At 64.0% G+C, this 24747-nt stretch carries 18 protein-coding genes and 3 pseudogenes; 18 read left to right on the top strand and 3 right to left on the bottom strand.

All coding sequences use genetic code 11. The annotated features are described in order from the left end of the window. Positions 1-8: 8 nt before the first annotated feature. The 12 genes and pseudogenes from dxs to ABAZ39_RS18215 all read left to right on the top strand — a co-directional run bounded on the left by dxs (position 9) and on the right by ABAZ39_RS18215 (position 15578). Entirely contained in the window at positions 9-1925 is a 1917-nt protein-coding gene (dxs, locus tag ABAZ39_RS18265) for a 1-deoxy-D-xylulose-5-phosphate synthase (RefSeq protein ID WP_040134278.1), read from the top strand. Positions 1926-2174: 249 nt separating this feature from the next. Continuing rightward, the gene (locus tag ABAZ39_RS18260) at positions 2175-3083 is read left to right on the top strand and encodes a sensor histidine kinase (RefSeq protein ID WP_051658239.1); all 909 of its coding nucleotides are present in this window, start codon (positions 2175-2177) and stop codon (positions 3081-3083) included. A gap of 89 nt (positions 3084-3172) precedes the next feature. After that, positions 3173-3925 (top strand): TlyA family RNA methyltransferase, encoded by a 753-nt coding sequence (locus ABAZ39_RS18255; protein ID WP_040134276.1) that lies wholly within the window; start codon positions 3173-3175, stop codon positions 3923-3925. A 455-nt stretch (positions 3926-4380) separates the two neighbouring features. Beyond that, positions 4381-5052: a type I-C CRISPR-associated protein Cas5c gene (cas5c, locus tag ABAZ39_RS18250; protein WP_040134275.1), complete on the top strand. Its 672-nt coding sequence runs from the start codon at positions 4381-4383 to the stop codon at positions 5050-5052. Further along, the gene (gene cas8c, locus ABAZ39_RS18245; protein WP_051658238.1) at positions 5049-6743 is read left to right on the top strand and encodes a type I-C CRISPR-associated protein Cas8c/Csd1; all 1695 of its coding nucleotides are present in this window, start codon (positions 5049-5051) and stop codon (positions 6741-6743) included. The genes cas5c and cas8c overlap by 4 nt, the downstream gene beginning before the upstream one ends. Next, positions 6722-7894 (top strand): TniB family NTP-binding protein, encoded by a 1173-nt coding sequence (locus ABAZ39_RS18240; RefSeq protein WP_040134274.1) that lies wholly within the window; start codon positions 6722-6724, stop codon positions 7892-7894. The genes cas8c and ABAZ39_RS18240 overlap by 22 nt, the downstream gene beginning before the upstream one ends. Next, a pseudogene (locus tag ABAZ39_RS37755) lies at positions 7891-8337 on the top strand (TniQ family protein); the annotation flags it as partial. The gene ABAZ39_RS18240 and the pseudogene ABAZ39_RS37755, both read left to right, overlap by 4 nt. Positions 8338-8422: 85 nt before the next feature. Then, positions 8423-8680, top strand: a complete 258-nt coding sequence (locus ABAZ39_RS37025; protein WP_040134273.1) for a hypothetical protein — start codon at positions 8423-8425, stop codon at positions 8678-8680. Between the two features lie 559 nt (positions 8681-9239). Then, entirely contained in the window at positions 9240-11078 is a 1839-nt protein-coding gene (locus ABAZ39_RS18230) for a hypothetical protein (RefSeq protein WP_144243586.1), read from the top strand. A gap of 32 nt (positions 11079-11110) precedes the next feature. Beyond that, positions 11111-13501: a hypothetical protein gene (locus ABAZ39_RS35695; protein WP_144243585.1), complete on the top strand. Its 2391-nt coding sequence runs from the start codon at positions 11111-11113 to the stop codon at positions 13499-13501. A gap of 2 nt (positions 13502-13503) precedes the next feature. Next, positions 13504-13959, top strand: coding sequence for a hypothetical protein (locus tag ABAZ39_RS18220; RefSeq protein WP_040134270.1), 456 nt, complete (start codon positions 13504-13506; stop codon positions 13957-13959). Positions 13960-13961: 2 nt separating this feature from the next. Beyond that, positions 13962-15578: a site-specific integrase gene (locus ABAZ39_RS18215; protein ID WP_040134269.1), complete on the top strand. Its 1617-nt coding sequence runs from the start codon at positions 13962-13964 to the stop codon at positions 15576-15578. 59 nt (positions 15579-15637) lie between these two features. Here ABAZ39_RS18215 and ABAZ39_RS18210 read toward each other — a convergent pair whose 3' ends face one another. Next, positions 15638-18343, bottom strand: a complete 2706-nt coding sequence (locus ABAZ39_RS18210; protein ID WP_040134268.1) for a TrlF family AAA-like ATPase — start codon at positions 18341-18343, stop codon at positions 15638-15640. Between the two features lie 601 nt (positions 18344-18944). Here ABAZ39_RS18210 and ABAZ39_RS37750 point away from each other — a divergent pair. The 6 genes and pseudogenes from ABAZ39_RS37750 to ABAZ39_RS18200 all read left to right on the top strand — a co-directional run. After that, positions 18945-19304: pseudogene (locus tag ABAZ39_RS37750) on the top strand (recombinase family protein); the annotation flags it as partial. Then, complete coding sequence (locus ABAZ39_RS37745) at positions 19290-19487, top strand: helix-turn-helix domain-containing protein (protein WP_345774211.1); 198 nt, start codon at positions 19290-19292, stop codon at positions 19485-19487. The pseudogene ABAZ39_RS37750 and the gene ABAZ39_RS37745, both read left to right, overlap by 15 nt. A 12-nt stretch (positions 19488-19499) precedes the next feature. After that, on the top strand, positions 19500-19661 hold the full coding sequence (locus tag ABAZ39_RS36205) for a hypothetical protein (protein WP_160174840.1): 162 nt from the start codon (positions 19500-19502) through the stop codon (positions 19659-19661). A gap of 11 nt (positions 19662-19672) precedes the next feature. Then, positions 19673-20041, top strand: coding sequence for a hypothetical protein (locus ABAZ39_RS35690; protein WP_144243584.1), 369 nt, complete (start codon positions 19673-19675; stop codon positions 20039-20041). Positions 20042-20448: 407 nt separating this feature from the next. Beyond that, positions 20449-20712, top strand: a complete 264-nt coding sequence (locus ABAZ39_RS37740) for a calcium-binding protein (protein WP_081863139.1) — start codon at positions 20449-20451, stop codon at positions 20710-20712. Further along, positions 20700-22829 (top strand): annotated as a pseudogene (locus ABAZ39_RS18200) (beta strand repeat-containing protein); the annotation flags it as partial. The gene ABAZ39_RS37740 and the pseudogene ABAZ39_RS18200, both read left to right, overlap by 13 nt. Positions 22830-23061: 232 nt before the next feature. On the opposite strand, the gene ABAZ39_RS18195 reads toward ABAZ39_RS18200, so the two are convergent. After that, a complete protein-coding gene (locus tag ABAZ39_RS18195) occupies positions 23062-23544 on the bottom strand; it encodes a hypothetical protein (protein ID WP_040134267.1) in 483 nt (160 codons plus the stop codon). Between the two features lie 63 nt (positions 23545-23607). Then, on the bottom strand, positions 23608-24690 hold the full coding sequence (locus ABAZ39_RS18190) for an alpha/beta hydrolase (RefSeq protein ID WP_040134266.1): 1083 nt from the start codon (positions 24688-24690) through the stop codon (positions 23608-23610). Between the last annotated feature and the right edge of the window lie 57 nt (positions 24691-24747).

Genomic DNA, 24747 nt, shown 5'->3' with positions numbered 1-24747 from the left:
TTTCCAACGTGACCCCCAACGACAAGACGCCGCTTCTCGACCTCGTCCGCACCCCCGCCGACCTGCGCGCGCTCAAGCCCGAACAGCTCCGGCAGGTGGCCGACGAGCTGCGGACCGAGACCATCAGCGCGGTGTCGGTGACCGGCGGCCATCTGGGCGCCGGGCTGGGGGTGGTCGAACTGACCGTCGCCCTGCATTACGTGTTCCAGACCCCGGCCGACCGGCTGATCTGGGACGTCGGTCACCAGTGCTACCCGCACAAGATCCTGACCGGGCGCCGTGACCGCATCCGCACCCTGCGCATGGGCGGCGGGCTGTCGGGTTTCACCAACCGGTCGGAGAGCGAATACGACCCGTTCGGCGCCGGCCACAGCTCCACTTCCATCTCGGCGGGGTTGGGCATGGCGGTGGCGCGCGACCAGCTGGGCCGCGACAACCATGTGGTCGCCGTGATCGGCGACGGCGCGATGAGCGCCGGCATGGCCTACGAGGCGATGAACAACGCCGGGTCGGCGAACAGCAAGCTGATCGTCATCCTGAACGACAACGACATGTCCATCGCCCCGCCGGTCGGCGCGATGAGCGCGTATCTGTCGCGGCTGATCTCGTCGAAGCCCTATCTCAGCCTGCGCCATCTGGCCAAGGACATCGCGGAACAGTTGCCCCGCCCGCTGCGCACGGCGGCGCGCCGGGCGGAGGAGTACGCCCGCGGCATGGTCACCGGCGGCACGCTGTTCGAGGAGATGGGCTTCTACTACATCGGACCGATCGACGGCCACAATCTGGATCATCTGCTGCCGGTCCTGCAGAACGTGCGCGACGCCGACGACGACAAGCCGGTCCTGATCCACGTCGTCACCAAGAAGGGGAAGGGCTACGGCCCCGCCGAGGCCTCGGCCGACAAGCTGCACGCGGTGGCCAAGTTCGATGTCGTCACCGGCGCCCAGTCAAAGCCGAAGTCCAACGCCCCGACCTACACCCGCGTCTTCGCCAACGCCTTGATCGCCGAAGCCGAGCGCGACCCCAGTGTCCTCGGCATCACCGCGGCCATGCCGTCGGGCACCGGGCTGGACCTGTTCGGTCAGCGCTTTCCCGACCGCTGCTTCGACGTCGGCATCGCCGAGCAGCACGCGGTGACCTTCGCCGCCGGTCTGGCGACCGAGGGCTTCAAGCCTTTCTGCGCGATCTACTCGACCTTCCTGCAGCGCGCCTACGACCAGGTGGTGCACGACGTGGTGCTGCAGCGCCTGCCGGTGCGCTTCGCGCTCGACCGCGCCGGCTTGGTCGGGGCGGACGGGGCGACCCACGCCGGGGCCTTCGACGTGGCCTATCTCGGCTGCCTGCCCGACATCGTGCTGATGGCGGCGGCGGACGAGCTGGAGCTGATGCACATGGTGGCGACCAGCGCCGCCATCGACGACCGCGCCTCGGCGCTGCGCTACCCGCGCGGCGAGGGGGTGGGGCTGGAGCTGCCGGAGCGTGGTGAGGTTCTGCCCATCGGCAAGGGGCGCATCCTCCAGGAAGGCACCAAGGTCGCGATCCTCAGCTACGGCACACGTCTGGCCGAAGCGCGCAAGGCGGCGGCGGAGCTGGGCGCGCGCGGCCTCTCGACGACGGTGGCCGACGCGCGCTTCGCCAAGCCGCTGGACGAGGAGCTGGTGCGCCGTTTGGCGCTGGAGCACGAGGTGCTGATCACCATCGAGGAGGGCTCGGTCGGCGGCTTCGGCAGCTTTGTGCTGCAGCATCTGGCGATGGCCGGGCTGCTGGACGGCGGGCTGAAGATCCGCCCGATGGTCCTGCCCGACCGCTTCCTCGATCATGACAATCCGGCCAAGCAGTATGAGGAGGCCGGTCTCGCCGCCCGTCACATCGTCGCCACGGCGCTTCAGGCGCTGGGGATCGAGGCGACGGCGGTGCGGGCCTGACTCCGAAGGGAAAGCGCCGCCGCTCGGCAGCAAATGTCGACCCTGAACGAAGGGGCTACTGCCATTAGCCTAAGGTCGGGCGGGGCGCTTTCTCTGGTGCGGCTGGGACCGCTGTCTTACAATTCGAAAACAATAGATAATTAACGTATCCGGCGGGACTGGGTGTTGTCGAACATGCCTCAGGTGTTTGCAGCGGGTGCTGGGCGCGCATCCGACGAGAACGGCGCATCGGCTCAGGATGGTCCGGGGATGTTCCGGTCCATCGTTGAGTCGTCTCCGACGCCCACTGCCGTGATCGACGGGACGTCCTTCCGTTGTCTTTACGCCAACGCCACCATGCGGGCCCTGGGCTTGCAGCCGGGGCATCCGTTGGCGGACCGTTTTCCGGAAGCCTCCGCCGTGCGCATGGCCGAGACGCTGAGCAATGGCGAGGGCACCCGCTTGCGGATCACCGGGCCGGAGGAGGTGTCCTGGGACCTGAATGTGGCCGCCCTGGACGGCGGCCCGTCGCTGCTGGTCACCCTGCGTCCCGCTGAGTCCGAATCGACCGAGACCGCCCATCACCACGCGCGGGAGGTCAGCCACCGGGTCAAGAACACGCTTCAACTGGTGTCCAGCCTGCTGACGCTCCAGACCCTGTCGGCCAAGGACCCGGACATGCGCCGCGCCTTTCAGGAGGCGTGCAGCCGCATCGGCACGGTGACCCAGGCGCACCAGCGCGTCCACGCTGCCGCCCGCGGCAGCCTCGTCGATTTCGGGGCCTATTTGAGCGACGCCTGCCGGGAGATGGAAAGCCACTTCGCGGTCGGTGGTCCGGAACGCCGCATCGCCGTGACGGTCGAGCAGGCGATGGTGCCGGTGGATTCGGTGATCCCGCTCGCCCTCATCCTCAACGAACTGGTCGGCAACGCCTCCAAGTACGCTTATGCGGCGGGCAGCCCAGGGAACATCGAGGTCAGCCTCGTGCCGCGGGACGAGGGGGGGCGCCGCCTGACCGTCGCCGACCATGGGCGGGGCCTGCCGCCGGGCTTCGAGGTCGCGCGCGCCGACTCGCTGGGCATGAAGGTGGCGCGGGCCTTCGCGGGCCAGTTGAAGGGAAAGCTGCGCGCGGAGCCGAACGCTCCCGGCGCGCGCTTCGTCCTAGATCTGCCTTTCTGATCCTCCGCCGCCTGTGACGGCTCATCGCCTCTTGCCGAACGCCGCGTCCTGCGCCATGCATCCAGCCTCGTCGATGGGGGAGTTCTGAGATGGCGCGGGTGCGTGCGGATGTGGCGCTGGTGGAGCGCGGGCTGGCAGAAAGCCGCGCCAAGGCGCAGGCGCTGATCCTGGCGGGGCTGGTCTATTCCGACACCAAGCGCATCGACAAGGCCGGCGACGCGATCGCCGAGGACGCTCCCTTGTCGGTGAAGGGGCAGGACCATCCCTGGGTGTCGCGCGGCGGGCTGAAGCTGGTCAAGGGGCTGGACGTCTTCGGCATCGATCCCACCGGCCTGACCGCGATCGACTTGGGGGCCTCGACCGGCGGTTTCACCGACGTGCTGCTGACCCGCGGCGCTGCCAAGGTCTACGCGGTGGATGTCGGGCACGGGCAACTGGCCTGGAAGCTGCGCAACGACCCGCGCGTGGTGGTTCTGGAAAAGACGAACGCCCGTCACCTGACGAGCGCCGAGATTCCCGATCCCGTGGATATGGTGGTGTGCGATGCCAGCTTCATCGGGTTGGAGGTGGTGCTTCCCGCCGCCCTTTCCCTGGTGGTTCCAGGCGGCCGGCTGATCGCGCTCATCAAGCCGCAATTCGAGGTCGGCAAGGGCCGCGTCGGCAAGGGTGGGGTGGTCCGTGAACCCGAACTGCACCAGGAGGTCTGCGACCGCATCCGCGGGTGGCTCGACGCCCTGCCGGGTTGGCGCGTGCTCGACGTCACCGAAAGCCCGATCACCGGCCCCGAAGGAAACAAGGAATTTCTGATCGGGGCGGTGAAGGACGTCTGGATGGAACCATAAACTGTTACGAGAGCACCCATAAACCGCACTCCGCGGAACCATAAAATGGTCCGCCACAACCGCGCGCCAAGATCACCGACCAGGATGCTGAGCAGCCGTAAAACAGCATCCAATGAACAATTTTCCTTGTGAAATATGATGCGCTTTCTGCGTGTTGTGGCCGCTTGGCCAAGGCTCGCTTTTGGATGGCTTCCATGGTCAGGAAGGGTAGGTTTCGCGACGGATGAAAAATAATATTTCTTCCTCCCATCTATAAATAAAAAGAGGCATCTAACGAATATAAATTCGACCAATATCTTCTGATGAACCTAATAGAGAGCCAAAATAATCAGTATTGAATAGGATGAAATTCTATATACCAGTGAACTTTTCTGTATTTCACTCACGAATGCCCGATTTCAGGGGGATGAAATTCGGTTATCCTGCTGGGGAACGCTCATCGCAGGAGGTTCTCCATGCCGCACAGCGTCACATTGCGCGTCTCGGGGGCTCGAGCTTGCTTTTCTCGCGCGGAGTTCAAAACCGAACGCGTCTCCTACGATGTCATTACTCCGTCCGCCGCTCGCGGTATCTTCGACAGCGTGTATTGGCGCCCCGGGCTGCGCTGGATCATCGACCGCATCCATGTCCTCAAGCCAATCCGCTTCCAGTCGCTGAGCCGCAACGAGATCGGTGACCGTATCCCGGTTGCCTCGGTGCGCCATGCCATGCGGAACGGTGCCTTTCAGACCCTGCCGCGAATCGCCGCCGACAACCGGCAACGACGCGCCGCCACCATCCTGGTCGAGGTCGATTATCTCATCACCGCCGGCCTCACCCTGACCGATGACGCCCCGGTTGGGGACCGGCTGGACATTCCCCTTGGCATCTTCACCCGCCGCGCCCGGCGCGGCCAATGCTTCCGCTCCCCCTGCCTCGGCACCCGCGAGTTTCCGGCCGACGTCATGCTGTGGGAGGGATCCCCGCCGATGCACCAGCTCCCCGGCGACCAGCGCGACCGCGACCTCGGTCTCATGCTGCTGGACATCGATTACGCCAACAATCATGCCTCCCGCTTCTTTCATGCCGTCCTGCGCGACGGCGTCATCGACGTTCCGCCTTTCGTTGCGGCGGCGGTGCGGCCATGAGCGTCCTTGCCGCTCTTGCCGCCCATTACGACCGGCTGGAACGCTGCCATGACGTCGTCCCCTTCGGCTTCACCCGCGAACGCATCACCTTCGGTCTCGTGCTGTCCACCGATGGTGAAGCCGTCGCCTGCGACGATCTGCGGCTCGGGGCGAAGGGCCAGAGCCACGGGCGGCCGATGACGGTGCCACGCTCGTTCAAGCGGTCGGGGATCAAGCCTCCTCCGTTCTTCCTGTGGGACAACAGCCGCTATGTCCTCGGGCTTGGCCGTCCGGCAGAAGGGAGCGAACCACGGGCCTACGCCGACCGCGCCGCCGCCTTCCGCGACTGGCACGAGTTGCTGTTCGACGGTATGGACGATCCCGGTCTGTTGGCCGTCCGGTGCTTCCTGCGTTCGTGGACCCCGGAGCGCTTCGGCCAGGCGCCGTTCTCCCCGGCGTTGCTCGACCGTACCATTGTCTTCCGCCTCGCCGGCGACACCGATGCCGACGGCCGCCCCCGTTTCCTGCACGACCGCCCGGCGGCGCGGGCGGTGTGGGAGCCCCACGCCAGCGATGGCGACCGGCCCGAGGCGGTGTGCCTGGTCAGCGGCTGCACCGCGCCGACCGCCCGCCTGCATCCCGCCATCAAAGGCGTGTGGGGAGCCCGCAAGACCGGTGCCTCGCTGGTCTCCTTCCATCAGGCCGCCTTCACCTCCCACGGCAAGCGCCAGGGGGACAACGCCCCGGTGTCGGAGGCCGCCGCCTTTCGGTACGGCGCCGCGCTCAACGCCCTGCTGGCACCGGGCCGCCGCGCCACGCTGCGCATCGGCGACACCACCACGGTGTTCTGGGCCGACGCCGCCGTTCACGGCGAGGCAGCGGCCCGCCGGGTCGAGGCGCTGGTGACCGCCGCGCTGCGTCCCACCGGCCCGCCTGTTCCCGTACGCGACGGGAACGACCGGCGGCAAACCGGCCGGAGCTGGGATTGGCTGGGCGCTCCGTCTGCGGCCCAGGCCGTTGGGCTCGGGATCGACCCCGGCATCGGCGTGCATATCCTTGGCCTCGCACCGAACGGTCCGCGCTTGTCGGTGCGCTTCTGGCAGGAGCTGACGGCGGGAGCGCTGCTCGACCGGCTGAGCGCGCATTGGGACGATTTGCGGCTCGAGCCGCCGGCCTGGAAGACGCCGCCGTCTCCGGCGGCGCTGCTCTACGCCCTGGCGCGGCAGGGGCGGCCCGAGACCATCCCGCCCCAACTCGCCGGCGAGTTGATGCGAGCCATCCTCACCGGTCACCGCTACCAGCACCGCGTCCACAAGCTGATGGCCAAGCGCAACCTCGCCGCCGGCCTGCCGATCACGGTCCAGCATCTGCGGGAGGCGAGGGCCCTGGCCGAGGACAGTGTCCGCGCCCTGTTCGAGAAAGGGGCCCGGACCACGACCGCAGCGCGGGCGGCCCGTTACGATGTCAATGGTGAGACCTTCACCCCGCTGGCGGGCGGCTTGCTGACTTCGGCGCGTCATTCCTCCTCGCTGGCAACGACGGCGCTCCCGTCGCCCGATGGTCGTTCACGCCAGCAAGACACGCCCCCCGTTCCGCCGGAGCACGTTCCGTCCCCGTCGCTCCCGCCACCCTGCTCCCCCGCCCCGACGCCTGTGGACATGGAGAGCGAAATCGAAAGGATCAGTGGAGAATGGTTCAAGGCACTGCGCTGACCGCTGCCCGTCCGGAGATGGCCGATCCGATCGTCGTGTTCGAGACGACGGTGCTGCCACACCCCAACCTTGTCGCGGCGCAGGCGGCCATCGCCCGCCTGCACAGCCGCTGCCAGCCGACAGGGAGCCGACCACTGAAAGCCAGGGCTCTGCTCATCGTCGGCGCGCCGGGGGCGGGGAAAACGACCGCGCTGGAGGATTACCAACGCGCCTATCCGGACGTTGCCTTGGAAAACACCGTCAAAGGCATCGTATCCGTACCGACCGACGTCTTGCTGGACGCCGACCGTCGCCCCATTGTCTACGTCGAAGCCCCCAAGAAAACCACCCAGCGGGCGCTCGTCGCCGCGCTGCTGGGCGCCTTCGGTTACAAGGCTGCCGATCACTGGGATACCAACGACATCATTCGGAAGATCGAGTTTTACGCCGACCAGGTGGGCACGGAGATGATCTTCATCGACGAGGGCCATCACATGGTGAGCAGCACAAAGCCCGAGCAAACCGAGGATGTAGCGGAGTTCATCAAGTCGCTGCTCAACCGGACGAAGCGGCAGATCGTCATCGCGGGGCTGCCGGCGCTCCTTCAGATCACCTGCTACCGGCAGCTTCATCGCCGTCTGCAGCCGTCGATGATCCTGGCGCCCTACAATTGGAGCACCCGCTCCGGACGCTTCCATTTCTCGGTCCTTCTCGCCACCTTCGAGAAGGTGCTCGAATTGCCGGAACCCTCCGGTTTGGCGAAGTCCGACTTCGCCAAGCGCTTCTATGTGGCCACGGGCGGTGAAATCGGCATCGTGTCAAAGTACCTCAGCGAAGCCCTGTCCCGTGCCAAGGCCGGCAGCCTCCGCTTCATCAGCAAGGAACTGATGGCCGAGGTTCATGACGGCTGGCATCAAACCTATGAGCCTGACGATGTTCTGGATTTCGATGCCGTCCTCGATGACAGCGTCGGAACCGGGCAAGCGGCGGGAAGCCGGCCCGCCGACAACCCGTTCCTTTGCGACGACGCTCGGCTGAAAAGCCTATGGATCCAACAGCAGGCCGCCCGCGATGCGGCCTTGGCCGCCCTGCGCGTCGGCTCGGACGGCTCGCGTGTCACCACGCTCAAGGCGACGGGACGCGCCGCCTTCACCCCCTTCACCCGTTCATGAAGGCGTTGCCTCCCAACCTTCGGCCTATCCCCCTGCGTGTCCGCCCGGCTCCGTTCGAGCCCGCATACGGCCTTCTTGGACGCCTGGCTGTGCGTCACGGTTATTCCGCCAGCCGGGCGTTCGTCGCGGACATGGCGTTCGGCATCGCCGACTTCGTGCATGAACTCGAATGCGGTCGCCGTCTGGCCGAACTCGCTTGTCTGGCCGGGCTGGCCAAGGCGACCATTGCCGCTTCCACGATGGTCACCGACCAAGCTGGGATTTTGTGGATCGGAACGGAGCGAGTCGATGTGGCGGCGAACCACCGCGCGGTCAGTGCTGCCGGACGTGTCTGTCCGTGCTGCTTACGTATTGACCTTGAGATGGGGGACGGGCCGGAGTCCTGTCGGCCCCACCGGCGGATCTGGTGGGATCTGACCGGGGTGGTGAGCTGTCCGGTTCACGGCGTTCTGCTTTTGGACGTCTGCCCCAATTGCGGGAGCTCCCCTTCGCGCGTTCCGACCTCCCCGCGCCATTGCCGATGCGGTCATGATCTTGCTGGGCTGGCTACCCTGCCGCTCGACGATTCTGATCTCATGGCCGACCGCTATCTGGTGGGACGCCTCGGCGCATCCACTGTTCGATCGCATGCCCTTGCACGACGCCGCCCTGGCTATGCTGCGGATCGGACGGGCAGGTTTGTTGGGGGCGAGAGGTCTGCCGTTAAGGAAAGACATCACCGATCCGGCGCTCTGGGCAAAAATGGCATCGATCGGGTTTCGTGAGGCGGCGCCCAACGAGAGTTGATCCCCTTGCCGTTTCCGCCGATTCCGATTCTCGGTAGCGTGACGCGGCTGAACGATCTGCAGGCGGTTATGGAACCGGAGGACGGGACCAATGAGCGTGAGGGGCACTGCCATGGCCCACGTGGCGTTGGACAGCGTGGCGGCTGGGCATTGGCACATCCGGATCGTAACCGCCTCTGTGCCGGACTGCACCTTTCCGATGTCGTGAAAACGAGCCATTAAGCGACGGTTCTGGGCGGACCGGAGCGGCGCGGCGCGGCCTGTTGCGAAAGTTGTCGCGTTATGGTGTCATGAAAGGGCATGGACCAAACGCGACACTCCAGCCCGGCACCCCACCTGATCGGATACGCCAGGGTTTCGACCGAGTTTTGCCGTATGAGTGTGCATGTAGGATAGCGCCGCAGCGCCGATAGACGGGAGTGTAGCAATATCATAGCATTCCTGGCGACGAGGAGTGCTATCGAGGACCCTTGCCGGTGGCAACACGACGCCCTGCACCCCCGCCCCCACAATGGTTTGATCTCCAAAACCAATATGGTCCGCAGTTCGTCAAAGACCTCGTGACGGTCACGACGATTGACGGCGCGGCAAGGCGCACTGCCCAGAGTCTTGGAATTCGGCACTTCCTCCAGTGGCTTGCCAAAGACGGTCAGCCCGCTGCCGACACGCTTCGGGGCATTCTCATCGCGGCGGCTCCTGGCGACCTCTCCGAGGTTCAAGCGGTTCATCTGCTCGCTTCGGCCGTCAATCGGTGGATCGGCGCGATGTCGCGTGCCCCGAACACTGCAGCGCATACGGTTCGCGGATATGCATACACCGCCGCGAACACCCTGGAGGCATTGGGGGCGCTCCCAGATCGGCGATATCCCCAATATATGCATAGCCTCGTGTCGGTCCCTCGTGCGGTCGGCAAGATTTCCACCCTCGGCCGCCTCCAATGGCCCGAGTTTGAAGGCGTCAACGGGATCGCGGCGAGAGAACGCCTCGGGCTCAGCCTGGTCAGGCAGGCAGCGGTCGCCGAGTTCGACCGCCATGAGCGGTTCTTCCGCTTCGGTCAGGATGTCCTGGCCGGGCGTGCGACGATGTCGCAGGCAGACGGCACATCGGGCATCCCGACACTGCTGGAGGCAGAGCGGCGAAGCTGGGAGACGACGGGTCGGTCTCAGTTCGACCCGGTGAACGAGGTTTCCCCGGAGATCGCGGCGCTGTTGGCGGAATTGCGGGATATCCGCATCTGGGAAGCCGCGGGGCTGTCCATTGGCAGTCGCATGGCCATGCTCAAAGACTTTGTCCTACACAACGTGGCACTCATGTGCTGCGGTCCCACCTTTCACGCCAGCATGATGGTCGCGGTGGTGTTCTGCTGTGATACAGGCTGGAACCGCCAGCCGATCTTGGGCCTCCCCCGCGACCCCTTCATTTTTCGGACTCGCTCAGAATGTGGCATCGCGACATCGGCCTTCGTCGAATCCTTCAAGCGTCGCGCCGATCACAATGTTCTTGCCTATCTCGAATCGGCTTCTCCGGTATCGGGCTTGGCTGAAGAACGAATGCGCAGGGAATGGGATGCGGCGACCAATGATTATGATCGGACCGGCCGGGGTGACGGAATATCCATCATGGACCGAACAGCACCCCTGCTGGACGTCCTCGACCGCTACCAGCAAATGACGGATGTGATTCGCGGTTTTGACCTTGGCCGGGCCTATGAAAAGGATTTTTTCGTCTATTTGGCCAAATCCGGAGGGCTATTTCGTTCAGACGGACGCAGCATTCGGGAAAATGGCCGCGGGAGCGTGCTGGCACGCGATGGCGTGTCCTTCCAGTCCCTGCGCAAAACCTATCTCTCCCTGCGGGTTCGGGAAACGGGTTCCGTCACGGCAACGCAAACCATTGCAGGGCATACCAGCGGCGGCGTGCTGATGCCGCATTACCTGAATGATGCCGACATTACAGCGGAACTGGACCGCTCCATTCGCTTTTTCCAGAATGCCTGCCAAGCACTCATTCTTAGCGATCAGTCTATTCGGGTACACATAGGCCTGACGGCCGCCGAGCTAGACTGGTTCCGCCGTCTTGCGGAAGCCTCGGGAATTTCCGCGGCCGTGGGATTGGAACGCGATTTCACTACAAAATCCACGCGGCCGCTTTATTTCTCGCCAACGGAAGACAATCTCCGGGATCTCTTTTTGGCCCATAAGGCGCTTCGAGCGGCACGACAGCAGGTCCACCCAGGGCGATGGGCTGTTCAAGGGCTTCCCCTATTGGCAGCAGTGAAGGCCATTGGCCAAGCTGTTTTCGGTAAAGGGCTGAAACATGCCTACCAGGCTGTCGCCCGGCGAACCCAGCGCGCGTTGAACGCTGGCAGCATCACGCTGCCCCCGATACTGGAGGGGTAGGAGTGCATATTTGCGGTACTGTCAGAGCCGGCATGAGCAGATTCGAGTATGAGCGCATCCTGGCCGCCCAGGCGTTGCCCGAGCAGGTGATCGCCACAAAGAGAACCGCCGCGACGGCGCAATGGCACGACGGTGCGAGCCGCAATCTGCTGGATGACTGTTGGCTAATTGCGACGGAAGATGCGAACGTGAGGAAGGACAATACGCGCCTCACCCTCAGCTTCGACAGCGTGATTGATGTTGGCGGGATGACGCTCGCTGATGAACGATCGCGCCAGGACAATCTTTCGAAGAAGCTCGTCTGTCTCATGGCCATGACGTATGGCGCTCGTCGCGGACCGCTATCCGCCGAGAGAACGTTCAGGTTGTCCTTGAACTTCGACTGGTTCGTGCGGTGGCGCCGCAGTCGTGGTATGGAGTGGACGTCAGAGATTCGGCCAGAGCATTTCGATGGTTTCATGGAGTGCCTCGGATCCGGTGACATCCTGGATCTGGTGCCGATAATAGACCGCCTTGACCACCTGACGGACAAGGCGCGGACCGGGCGATTTTCGTTGCCGATCAGTAAAGCCGCTGGGCAGCTAGTCCGAGTGGATTGGACATCTCTGGCCGGTTCTCTTGGGGTGAATTATTCTGCGCTGTCTCGATCAGCGACCTTCAGAACTGAATTGATAGACCGGCTGCCGATTCTTGCGCCGGAATACGCGGCCGATTTAGCGGCGACGACCGCAATTCATCAGAAAGGTCGCGGCGATAGGAAACGCGCGGCCGATGCTGTCAAAACAATTTTGCTCCCCTGGGTGTATCTAGCGCGCTTATCCAAAGGCGGGTTCCTTGGACACGATCCACTTTCCTTTGATCCATTTGAACGTGGCGAGATAGGCGTACACGCGAAGCGCATTGGCAAGGACGGCAATCGAACAGCAACGCTCCTTCCACGTGATTTCTTTGCGTTGCTCAATGCTGCTGCGGTCTGGGTAACGCAATATGCGTCGTACATCATATATGCAGTGGAACAGACCCGGTGTCTGAATGAGGTTCTAAATCGCGATTACCGCCATTACAAACGCGAGCGGGAGCTCATCCTTGCAGACTTCGACAGAATGGCTCCATCTGGCCTGCCCCTATTGGCCCCAGACTGGTCTTCACGGTCGCACACGGAAGGGCGGCTAAGTGTAGGCGACGCAGCCAAATACCTGATGACCGCCTGCGCCATCCTCATCGCGGGTTTTGGAGCGCGGCGGCTCAGGGAAACCACCAGTCTACAAAATGGTTGCCTGACGGAAGATATACCAGGCCTGTGTGAACTCACCATCTATATCGAGAAGACGTTGAGGGATTGCGACCGCATTCCGGTTCCTCATCTTGTAAAATCCGCTGTTCAGGTATTGGAAGCATTGACAGCGACGACCCGAGCCAGAACTGGTAATCGCTGGCTTTTTGAACTGATGAGAATGGGGCGGGGTGAACGGAAGAATATTCCATTTGTGCTGCACAAGACGCTGCCGGAATTTGCGGCATTAAACGGGTTGGCGCTGCCGGATGGCTGGGATAGCTGGGCGGTGAAGCCGCATCAGCTCCGGCGCGGATTCGCCGTGGCGTATTATCATGGTTTCGAGGCGTCATCGTTGGACGCGCTCAGTAGGTTTCTGCGACATTTCCTGCCCGAGATGACCAGGGTGTATGTCAACGAGGCCCTGCCCGGCGCGATAGGGCGGTTGCGGGAAGAGATTGCCGCTCGTACCCAGGTCGCCCGCGGCGCGATGTCGGCCGAAGACCGGCAGTGGTTGGTCGATGCCAAGAAGCTGCTCGACGATCTCGCTGACCGCGGCGCCGTCTTCAACGAGGTCCGCTGCGAGGCCCTGGTTCACTGCATGCTGGCCATGTGGGACGGCGTCGAAACCCCCATCGGCCAGGGGGCGAAGAGGCTCTACGGCGATCTCGACGGCATGGTGGCCAAGGCGTCCGCCAAGGTGCGCATTGGCTCCCGCTCCAATCACCCCGAAGCCATCCGCCAGCCCTTGACCTCCCTGCTCCAGGACTACGCCAAGACCCATTACCTGGAGCCGGTGCCGGGCCATGCCGCTCATTGCGGTTGCCGACCAGATGATGCCGATGACTTGGCACAGGCGGCCTGCCTCCGGGCCAAGGCTGGACATCGTTCGCCCTGGCAGTCGGGCGGGCCGGTCCACGAGGACGTTCGGCCGGATTATGCGTTCAGCAGCGCCTATGTCTGTCTGGGTTGCTCCCACTGCGCCGCTTTCAAGGCCGATCAGCATGTCCTCACCAACACTCTGGAACGGCTTGAAGATGCCGTCGCCCGTGGCGCTACGCCGGCATCCCGAGAATCCGCTGCGGATAAGCTGGCGCGATTCAAGGGGGCCATTGCCGCGGCCAAGGCCGCCACCAAAGGGAGGGCGTGAGCATGGATACTCCGACCTGGGACACCGAGCTGCCGCCAGAGGCGGTGAAGCGCCTTCGGCCGGAGGACAAGGGGCGCCGCGCGGTGACGTCCCTGACCAGGAAGGTCGAGACTCTGGAACGTTGGGGTCGTAACGGCATCCCGGCGGGCATGGCTGAGGCCGTGCCATGGGACCGCGCCAAATTGCGCCGCTGGGCCGATGTCAGGTTCGGCCTTTGGCCGTGGGCCGATCCCCAGGTCGATGCCAAGGATGGCCGGAATGCCGCCCTGATGGAGCGGTTCCGCCGCGCTCTGGAGGTATTGGAGGTGCGAGCCAAGGATCGGGGCGCCAACCTCAAGCGGGAGCTGGAGGCCAAGGACCGCATCATCGCCAACCTGGAACGACAAAACGCCGATCTGCTCGACCAAGTCCGCCAGCTTCAAAAGATGGTGGGCGTCCAGCCGGTGGTGCGGAGGTGACCATGGGGGTGGTGCCATCGGACTTCCGCCTCACCTTCGCCGATGATGAGTTTCGCTGGGCTGGCGAGCGCCGCCCCGGCCTGCCCATCTTGCGTTGGCCTGACGGCCGCCTGTGCGAACCGGTGCTGGCCTATTTCGGTTACTCAGCCGAGGTCGCCCGGGTGCGGACCAGCTCGATGAAGCCGGAAGCCTATGCCCTCCGCGAGTGGCTGGCCTTTCTGACCTGCAAGGGCAGGCGCTGGGACGAGGCTGACGACCTGCTGCTGCGCCAGTGGCGGGAGTGCCAGCGTGACGCTATCGCGGCGGGCGATATCAAGGCCTGCCAAGTCGAGCGCAAGCTCGACATTGTGTTCGAGTTCTACCGCCTGCTGCCGGAGGTGCTGCCCTTCGACGAGCGCGGCGAACCCCGGCGACTGTTCGTCGGCCGGGCCAGTGCCCGCGACGGCGTGTATTTCCCCATCACCAGCAAAACCAACCTGGGACCGAAGGCCGAGGTGCGGGAGATGTGGTCAGGAGCCGAGCGGGTTGGCAAGAAGCGGACCAAGCGCCCGACGCCGGACGAGTTTCAAGTTGGCAAGATCCTGACTTGGCTGCGCGCCAAGGCTGACCGCCAGACCACCCAGCGGGCCGGGGACGATGCTCAGCGTTGCCTGGGTCTGGAGGCCGAGCGGAACTGGCTGATCGGCCGCTGTATGGTCGATGGCGGCCTGCGCGCCCAGGAGGTTGCCGACCTGTCCCTCGACGCTTTGGCCAGGGCACTGCGCACCGAATCCATCCAGGTGCCCGCAGAACCGCCTGCGGCGGCCCGTGGCAGCCGTCATGCCCTCGATGCGCTGTCGGAAAGCCTGGAGGCGCGCTCGGCTCTGCTGGCCGCTCTGGACGCCCTGGAGGCGCGCCATCGCCGCAGCCTCTACGTCGAGGTCACCGGCAAGGGCCGCAAGACCCGCATGGCGCCATTCGCCATTGACCTGGTGCGCGACCTGCTGGAGGTCGGCGTATGGATAGTGCGCCGCGAGCAGACGGCGGCGTGGGCGGCGCGAGACAAGAAGTTCCTGGCCCCGGGTCAGGCGTTCCTGTCGTTCAAGACCAAAGGGCCGATGACACCAGGCGCCATCGCCGACCTGATGAAGGACGCCTTCAACGCAACGGGCATCAGCGGTAGCGGGCATCGGCTGCGCGCCCACTACGCCACCGTTACGGCGTCCCGGCTGTGGCACGAGTGCTTCGCGCTGAACGGCTACCGCTTCGACCAAACCGTGGTAAACATGGCGATGGAGCGGCTGGCCGAAGCGATGGGACACAGCCAGGTCACCACGACGGTGCGGCACTACCTGGACATGGCGTTGCTTCAGCACTTCGGCATGTCGAGCCGGGGCAAGTTGAACGCTGTGAAGGGTATCTGGGAAGCCGTCGTGAAGCGCCAGGGCGCCCTGTCAGAGGCAAAGATGCGGGTGATCCTGAAGGTCGTTGACGGGCTGGCGGCGGTGCCGGACGGATCGGATCTTCAGGAAGTGCTGTCGATGACGCTGGACGATCCGGACCTCAATCCATCCTTGAACAAGCCTGATACGACCGGAATGTCCAAAGCTGCCAAGTCCACATTGCAGGTTGTGAAATAGTCGTTCGGCCGACTTCAAGGTAAACCCTATCACCAGAAGGCAGGTGGTTTACACTTTTCCTATCGTCCGCGCTGACTTCCAATCACCCCGTAAATGGCGGCGCGACGGTCGAAGGCCTCGCGTGAGCCTTCCAGCGTCGCGCATGTCGCTTCGCGCGTATCGGGCTGGTCGATCGACCCACGCGTTGTGATCGTCGCTTTCTCATTCGTCGCCTTGAGGACGACAATCAACTCGGCGTCGCCGAGCACGGCGATATTGGCATTGTGCGTGACGACGATGACTTGGCGCCGTTCCTTCGCCGCGCGAATCACGGGCACTAACGTCTTGTAGATAAATTCACTGTCCAGATTGTCTTCCGGCTGGTCGACGATTAACGGCGCGCAACTTTCGCTGGTCAACATCAAAGCAAGAAGCACGGATTGCTGCTGGCCGAGCGACAGCCGCTTGAAGTCCCGCGGTATGAACTTTGGTGCTTCGCCCGGCACATCGATCCGTTTGGTGACGCTCAGCCGAGGGCGGTCGTAGACGGCGACCGTCTCCAGTTGCGACAGCAGGTTGGGTTCGGCCAGACGCTCGATGAGCATCTCGGCCTCGTTCTGCGCAAAGACGGGAGCGTTGGCGTCGTTCCGCAGCGCCGTGATCGGCTTGTGGGTCTTCCGCCGAATGCAGTCCAGCAGGACGGGCAAGGTGAGCTTGGTGATCAACGCGCCGGCCTTGACCTGCTGGAGCGTGCGCCACCCCATGGCGTCGATGATCAGGCGCTCGGCATCGGGCGACAGACTGCTCGGGTCAAATTTGAGCGTCACGAACAGATCGGAAAGGGTGCTCTTCAGCGCGTTCGACGCACGCGCGGCGAAGGCCGTTCGGATCGTCGCCACCCGTTCGCGGGCGGCCCAGCGCTGCCGAAGCAACTCCGCATATTCCTTCCGGAGCCGGGCGAGCTCGGGAATCCAGGTCTTCAGGTTCTTGACGTTCTCGCCTGCCTTGGCCTCATCGGCGACCAACTTCTGGATAAATGGCATATCAAGCCGGATGCCAACCTGAAGAAGCTCCTTCTTCTTGGTCTCGATCGCCGCGGACGTCTGACCTTCTTTGGCTTTCCAAGTCGCAATCTGCGCCCGCACGCCGGCGACATAGGCGGCGGTAACCTGCCTCAGGGCCGTGGTCGAGCCCGCGACCGCCACCTCATAGCTGGTGGTGTTGCCCTTGATCTGGGCTGCTTCAGGGGCACCCACCTCGATGAGGCCGTCGGAGACGGAAGCCTTGATCGTCCCGGTGATGCTGGTCACCGCTTCACTGCTGATCGCTCCGTTCAGTTTGCCCAAAGCGAGTTCGATAGTATTGCGCGCCCGTTTCTCGCCTTCAAGGCGCTGTTGGAGCTTGATGACGTCCTCACCCTTGTCCTTGCGAAGCCGTGCGAGTTGATCCTGCTTGAGTTTCAGCTCCTTCTCGTAGTCTGGAATCTTGTCAACATTGATCCGCGCCTTGTCCACTTTGGGCGCCAAGTCGATCAACTGTTCGCGGGCTACGTCCTCCTCGGCGATAGCCTGCTCGACGGCGATCAGCCGATCAAGGAAGGTGAGGAGGGCCAGAGGATTGTCCTGTACCCGTTTGCTGATCTCGTTGGCCTCGCCCTGGCGGTAGCTCTCGATCGGGAAGGCAATGGGGCCTGTCATGGGGTCGTCGACGTTTTCAACATCGCCGAACTTGCTGCGGGCAAGAACGTGGCTTTGCGCCGTCTCATCGCGATAGACGACTGACACGACATCCGGCCACACGTCGCTGTCGATCACGGGAATCTCAGCTACAGAGGAGGCGCCTCTCAACAGGCAGACGCTCTCGAAGGTCGTCGACTTTCCACTCCCCCGTCCGCCGATGATGCAGGTGAGGTTGGGACTGAAATTGATCGCTTCACCATCAAGAAAACCGCCCTGGAAATGCACGCCCTGCACCCATGGTACGGATGAAGGGACTTCATCCTCGATGCGCACACGCGTGTCGGCCGACATCAGAGCAAGCCGCAGGCCCTCAAAGCTAGGCGCCTCCATCTTATAACGCGTGATGCGCCGGTTGCTCTGCGCATTGCGGCCGACCGCCACGAGTGTGTGGGCATCGCTGTTGAAGATCCTGGCCAGGAATTGCTGAGAGCCCAGGCGAAGGCGCTGAATACGCTCGTTCGCGGCTGCCCGGCGATCGTTGTCAGTGTCGCGGTCGGTGTAAAGCACCGGGCAATCAACGCGTGTCACCTCGATAGCAAGCAAACTGGGATGGCACAGAATGTCCAGCTTTGCGGGCGTGAACCGCGGCAAATTAGCCTCGAAAGCGCCGGCCAGTTCGACGTGCGCCAAGACGGCAAAGCCACCCTCGCCGCCCAGGAGGTCAAGGCATTGGAAAACCCCCGTCTGACAGCGGCAATTAGGCGTGCGTCGCTCCGCAATCGACAAGTGATTGAAGAACCGTTCAAGAGCGTCGGGTGTCGGAGCGTAGCACAATAGGTGCCCTTCCGGTGTCGACAACTCAACCGCGGGGATGACGAGCAGCCCCTTTGCGGCGCCAAGGTCTACGGCTTCGCGGACATTAGTGATTTCGTTGTGGTCGGCGAGGGCGGCGAACGCCAAGCCTTCCTTGACGGCCACCTCGACAATGTTGGCTGGGGTCGCGTCACTGTCCGTCACATCGTACGACGCGCCGAAGGAATGGATGTGGAGGTCGCCCCGGAAAAACGTCGCGCCATTGCTGTGCGCTGTGACTGTATCGACAACCATTCCAGTCTCATCCTCAGCAGAGGCCGCCTTTCCAGCGGCATTTTTGCGTTTCTCTCAATTTCCACTCAGTGACCCATCCGACACCATTCGGGAAAAGAGAATTTGAATCATTAAATACAATACGCCGCGAATGTTCGATAACTCAAGCCGGAATTGCGCTGTAGATCGGCAGGAAATGGGGCAAAGCGGACGGTTTCAGCTTCAAGGATGGGTAATAGCTGCTGAAAGGAGTGCGGTGGAAATGCGCGCCATAGGGGAAGGCCAAGGGCTTGCAGTGGACCATTTCCTTGACCAGCATGATTACGTGGGTGCGCGGGTATCTGGCCTCGAACTGGGGTGCGGCAGCAGGTACAGGACGCCCCTTCCTGTCCAAGCGAAGCACCGTGCTCGGGGCCGTCAAGGACGCTTCGCGCCGCTGGCGCGGTGGCCTTCGGCCATCCTTGACCGCCCCTGCGCGCGGCGCTCTCTGGATTGCAGGTCGGGACGGAGGGATGGCCGTCTTCCGGTCGAACAGAGGGATGTGATACGGGTGGAGCGCTGCCTGACTTCCTTCCTTCTGTTTTCTGGCTGACAGGTTCATCCGTGAAAAACCGAGGATCAACGCCTCGATCTCCAGCTCGCCGCCCTGGCGGCCGCCGGGGTGGCCGAGGCTGACGTGTGGAGCGACAAGGCGAGCGGTGTCCGCTCCGACCGTCCCGGCTTGGCTGGCGCCTTGAAGGCATGCCGCCGCGGTGACGTGCTGGTGGTGTGGCGCCTGGACCGTCTGGCGCGCAGCACGGCCGAGCTGCTGAAGATCGCTGACCAGCTCCAGGCGCGCGGCGTGGTGCTGCGCAGCCTGACCGAGAGCATCGACACCGGCGGCGCGGTTGGTCGGCTCGTCTTCACGGTGATCAGCGCCATGGCCGAATTCGAACGGAATTTGATATCCGAGCGGACCAAGGCCGGCATGGCGGCGGCACGAGCAAAGGGGCACCGCGGCGGCCGTCCGGCCAAGCTGACAGACCGTCAACTCGGTATGGCGGAGCGTCTGCTCGCCGATCCGGTCACAACTGGCCAACAGGTCGCCGACCAGTTCGGAGTGCACCGGGGGACCTTGTATCGGGCGCTCGCCGATTACCGGCGGCGGCGCGAACTCAAGTCGTGAAAGAGTGCGGCCATGGCACAGGCGAAGACGGACAAGATGATGATCCGGTTCCGGCCAGAGGTTCACGCCCTGCTGGCCAAGCTGGCCGAGGACGATAGCCGGAGCATGGCCGGCGAACTGGAATGGCTGATCCGCCAGGAAGCGAAGCGGCGCGGCCTGGGCAGCCTGTCGTGAAGGGGCGTATCGTGAAATCTGTTAACTCAGTGCGTATAGAGCAGTGTGGTCACTACGATCCGGGGCGCACAATTACCTTCGCGGGCTACGTAGGCGAGAAACAGATTGCTATTGCCAAATTCCGTCTCGGAGAGCAAGGCCCATTTGCAACGATAATTGAAGTCGAAGACGGTTACCGGCGTCAAGGCATCGCGACTGATATTTACAGTCACGCCAGTCAATATTTTGGTAGAGATATAGTACCTTCAACAGCGCTAACTGAAGACAGCGTTCGGTTTTGGGAGGCCCGCGGGGTTCAGGTTCCAGAAGGCGCTACCGTGCTTCCGACCTTAGCTGATTGGGAAGCGCTTCGAGCCTCTTCAGAGAATGATCTGTCGTGAAAGGGCGCGCTCCCGGCCTACCTCACGAGGCGCATCATCGAAATGCGCCATCAGCTGCTCTTCAATGTCGATCACCGCTCGTCGACGCAGTGGCTGGCAACTCGGCAGACTGCTTTCGAGGTCGGCCGAGCACCAGGAGCGGACGAGGCGCGTTCTGAATGACCGCGAGGTTTGTCCGGAAAGCCGTCGCCGAAGTGGGTTGGCGGACGGCCTGTAGTGCGGCCGGGAAACGGCCGATAGGCGGGCATAATAGGCTCCCGCCAGGGATGATATTCCCCATCACACTTCACCGAAAAACAGAATTTTTGTGACGGATATCGCTAAAATGAATATATATTCGCGCCATCCTCGCCCAGTTTGGGAGCAGGTATTTTGCACAATCCACACCATAAAGGGACGAGAAAATAATGAGTATCGTTGCTGGAACAGAAGGACAAGACACGCTGATCGGAGGCCTCGGTGCGGATGTCCTTGACGGGAATGCTGGTGATGACTCCCTTGAAGGGGGGTACGGCAGCGACACGCTGGTGGGCGGTTCCGGCAATGACATGCTGGTGGGGGATCGTGGCGGTTCGGGAGATGAGTTTCTGTTCACGCCCCTGGAGCCGGAGTTTGCTCATCGCACGGTGCACGGGTATCGTTGTCCGTGTCCAACGCCGACCTCCTCGTAGGAGGAGAAGGAGACGACACGCTGGATGGCGGGGCTGGGGCGGACACCCTGATCGGCGGCACCGGCAACGACGTTTACCTCGTGGACAACGCCGGGGATGCGGTCGTCGAACTGGCCGGCGAGGGTGCCGACACGGTGTACAGTTCCATCAACTACACGCTGGGTGATAACGTCGAGGCACTGGTTCTGACTGGAGCCGCGCCAAACGGCATCGGCAACGCGCTGAACAACAGCCTGACCGGCAACGCCGGTGCCAACCGGCTGACTGGCCTCGATGGTGACGACACGCTGATCGGTGGGGCCGGGGCTGACACGCTGGATGGCGGGAACGGCACCGACACCGCCAGCTACGCCGGATCAGCCGCGGGCGTGACCGTTGACCTTTCGACCGGCACAGGGTCCGGCGGCGAAGCGGCCGGGGATGTGCTGATCGGGATCGAGAACCTGACAGGCTCGTTCCATGCTGACAGGCTGACGGGCGACGCCGGAGCCAACCGTCTCGACGGTGGGGCGGGCAACGACACCCTGATCGGCGGTGGCGGGGTCGACACACTGGTTGGCGGGCTCGGCGACGATCTCTATGTGGTCGACAACGCCGCCGACGTGGTGCTCGAACTGGCCGGGGAAGGCACCGACACGGTCAACGCCTCGATCTCCTGGGTGCTCGGCGCCAACCTCGAGAACCTGATCCTGGCGGGCTCGGCCACGATCAACGGAACCGGCAATGCGTTGGACAATGTCCTGACCGGCAATGGTGCTGCCAACCGTCTGGATGGTGGAGCGGGCAACGACAGCCTGATCGGCGGAGCGGGCAACGACACGTTGACCGGCGGAGCGGGGGCCGACACGCTGATCGGAGGCGATGGCGACGACCGCTTCTACTTCGACGATGCCGACGCGCCATTGCAGGGTGGTGCCGGCTTCGACACCGCCGTCGTCCAAGGCAGCGTCGGCGCCAGTCTCGATCTGGCGGCGTGCAGCATTGAGCAGGCCTATGGCGGAGGCGGAAACGACAGCCTGATCGGCACCGGCGCCATCCTCGGCCTTGCGATCAACGGGCGTGACGGCGACGACCTCATCCTTGGCAGCGCCTTCAACGACACATTGACCGGCGGCAATGGCAGCGACACCCTGATCGCGGGAGACGGCGACGATGTGCTGTACATCGACGCGGACGATGCTCTGGTGAGTGGCGGGGCCGGGTTCGACACCGTCTATGTCCAAGGGGACGGAAACCTCACCCTCGACCTTACCGCCAGCGGCATCGAGCGGGTGTTCAGCGGCTCCGGCAACGACATCCTGACCGCCACCGGCTCCGTCACGCTGGTGGAGATCAATGGCGGCGCCGGCGACGACCTGCTCGTCGGCAGTGCCTTTGACGACACATTGCGTGGTGACGCCGGCGACGACACGCTGTTTGGCGGCGCCGGGAACGATGTGCTGGTTGGCGGCGGCGGCAACAACGTGCTGTTCGGCGGCGCCGGTGATGATCGCCTGTATGTCGATACCCAGACTGCATTCTTGGATGGCGGCGCCGGCAACGACGCGGTCTATGCCCGATATTCCGGCGGCGTGACGCTGGATCTGTCGGCCTCTATCGAGCTCTTCAATGGCAGCGTCGGCAGCGACACCGTGACGGCGGTCAACGCCTCCTCCGCGGTGGAACTGATCGGTGGGGATGGCGACGATTCGCTCACGGGCGGTGCTTACGCCGACAGCCTGCGCGGTGACAACGGCAACGACTGGCTGGACGGCGGAGATGGAGACGACACGCTGTCCGGTGGCAACGGGAACGACTGGCTGTGCGGGGGTAGCGGAAACGATACCCTGTCCGGCGGCAGCGGAAACGACACGTTGGTTGGTGGTTTCGGCGATGACTCGTTGGTTGGCGGAAGCGGTGCCGACCTGTTCGTCTTCTCCAATGGCGGCGGCAACGACATCCTGCGGGATTTCAACGCCGGACAGGGCGATCTCATCGCTTTGGCGGAAGGCCAAACCTACACTCTGGCCGCCGATATGGGCGGCAACGCACTGATTGTTTTCGGCGCCTCGGATATGGTCACCTTGGTCGGTGTGCAGATCACCGCGGTCTCAAGCTCCTGGTTTGTGACTGTGTGATCTTGAGACGGAGAAGTTGGCGCACCTTCTCCGCTCCCCTCTGGGAAAGAAGCTGACTCAAGCTGCGGCGGAAAGGGGCGGGCTCGCCCGCCTTGGTGCAGTCGCGAAAAAGCGCGAGATGGTCAAATCCCCGCTGGCACCGCAGTGCCAGCACCGGACACAGGTCAAGCTGCTGGAAAACCGGCGGTGCACACGGCCGGCGACCTGTCGTGAAAGGGCGCGTGCTTGACGCCTAGGCTGTCAAGCCGGCGCGGTAGGCTGACAGCGCCGGCGTCGCTGCGGTGTCGCTGTCGTCTTCCACGGCATCCAGGGCCAAGCCCAGGGGCGCCGCCGCCCGTTCGAAGGCGTCCAGCCGCGGCGTGCTGCGCACCTTCCACTTGGCCAGGGTTGTCGTCGGCGGGCCGCCGGCGGCCGCCAAGTCCTTGGCGGTCGCCTGGCGCTGGTCCATCCACATGAACAGGTCGCGCACCAGAGGTGCACGCCGATCGGCGCCGGCCCGCAGCCGGTAGCCGGGCGCCGGTGCCACCCGGCACGCGCGCCGCGGTGTCAGGCGCAGGCGCAGGCTGAGCAGCCCGAAGACGTCGGCCAAGTCGGCCAGAGGCGGGTCGGTGTGTCCGTGCAGCCAGCTGCTGGGCGTGTAGGCGTCCAGCGCGCCGTGGCGGTCGGCCAAGTCGCGGAAGCACACATAAAGGAGCGCGGCTGATCTCACGTTCATACCGCGTCTCACATCCCGGACAATATGATCACTTTCGTGTAGTGACCCCAACGAGGCACCAGCTCATCGGCATGCCCCTTTGCGCAGGGTGTCGATCTCGGTTTGCGGCGTGGACGGGAATCCGGTCTTTTCCCCGACCGGTGCGACGGCCCACCGGATCGCCTCCTCCAGACGCTTCACCGCCTCCCGGCTTTCGGGGAGCTCCTGCCCGTGGGCCTGGAACTCGTGCGTCATATGCTCCCAGACGTCAAGCCGCACCGGCGCGTCCTGGGTCCGGGCGGTCCGGGCGAAGTCGCGGATCATGTCGACCAGGATCTCCTTGCCGCCGGCCTGGAGGTAGAGCGGCGCCAGTCCCCGCAGGTCCTGGTCGATGGGGGAGAGTTCCGTGTCGCCGAAGCCGCCCCCGCCCTTGAGCCATGCCGCGAATTGCAGCGTCATGTAGCCTTGCACGAGGTCGTAGCGGTCGTTGCCGAACTGGCTGGCGCCGCGCCGCCCGACATCGGTCCACGGGCTGAGGCCGATGCCGATCGCCGGCTGCGGCAGCCCCGCCTTCCGCAGTTCGATCAGCGTCATCAGCATGAGATGGCCGCCCGCGGAATCCCCGCAGACGACGAGGCGGGACGGGTCGACGCCTTGCGCGAGCAGGAAGCGGTAGGCGGTCAGCGCGTCCTCGATCTGCGCGGGGTGGGGATGCTCGGGCGTCAGGCGGTAGTCGGGGGCGAAGACGGGAAGCCCCAGCGTGTCGGCCAGCATGGCGATGAGCTGCCGCGTCACGGCGGCGTAGAACGTGTACCCGCCGCCGTGGAAGTAGAGCAGGGTGGCCTCGCCCTTGCGGGTGTGCGGGATGAACCAGTCGCCGCGCGGTTCGCCGGGGAGGGAGGGTCGGATGTCGACCTCGGGGGAGCTGTCCAGGACGGGAACCAGGCTGTCGAAATAGGCGCGGGCTTCGGCGATGTCCCTGAGCGCGAAGGCATGGTCGAACTGAGCGCGCCAGAACAGGTTGGCGATCTCGAACAGAGAGCCCCACTGCGGAACCAACGGCCTGCCCACGGCGCGACGGGCCAGCACGCGGGCGGAGATGAGGGAGATGGTGGCGAGGCTGCGGGCTTTGTGACGCAAGCGCCCCTGAAGTTTGGTCTTGGCCATGCTCGGCTCCGATGATTAGATGGCCAGATTGTCCCGGAGCCTGCCCGGCCGTATAGA

The sequence above is a fragment of the Azospirillum argentinense genome (assembly GCF_000632475.1).
GTDB lineage: Bacteria > Pseudomonadota > Alphaproteobacteria > Azospirillales > Azospirillaceae > Azospirillum > Azospirillum baldaniorum.
Note: the sequence above shows the minus strand (reverse complement) of the source record. Positions and strands in the feature narration are given on the sequence as shown.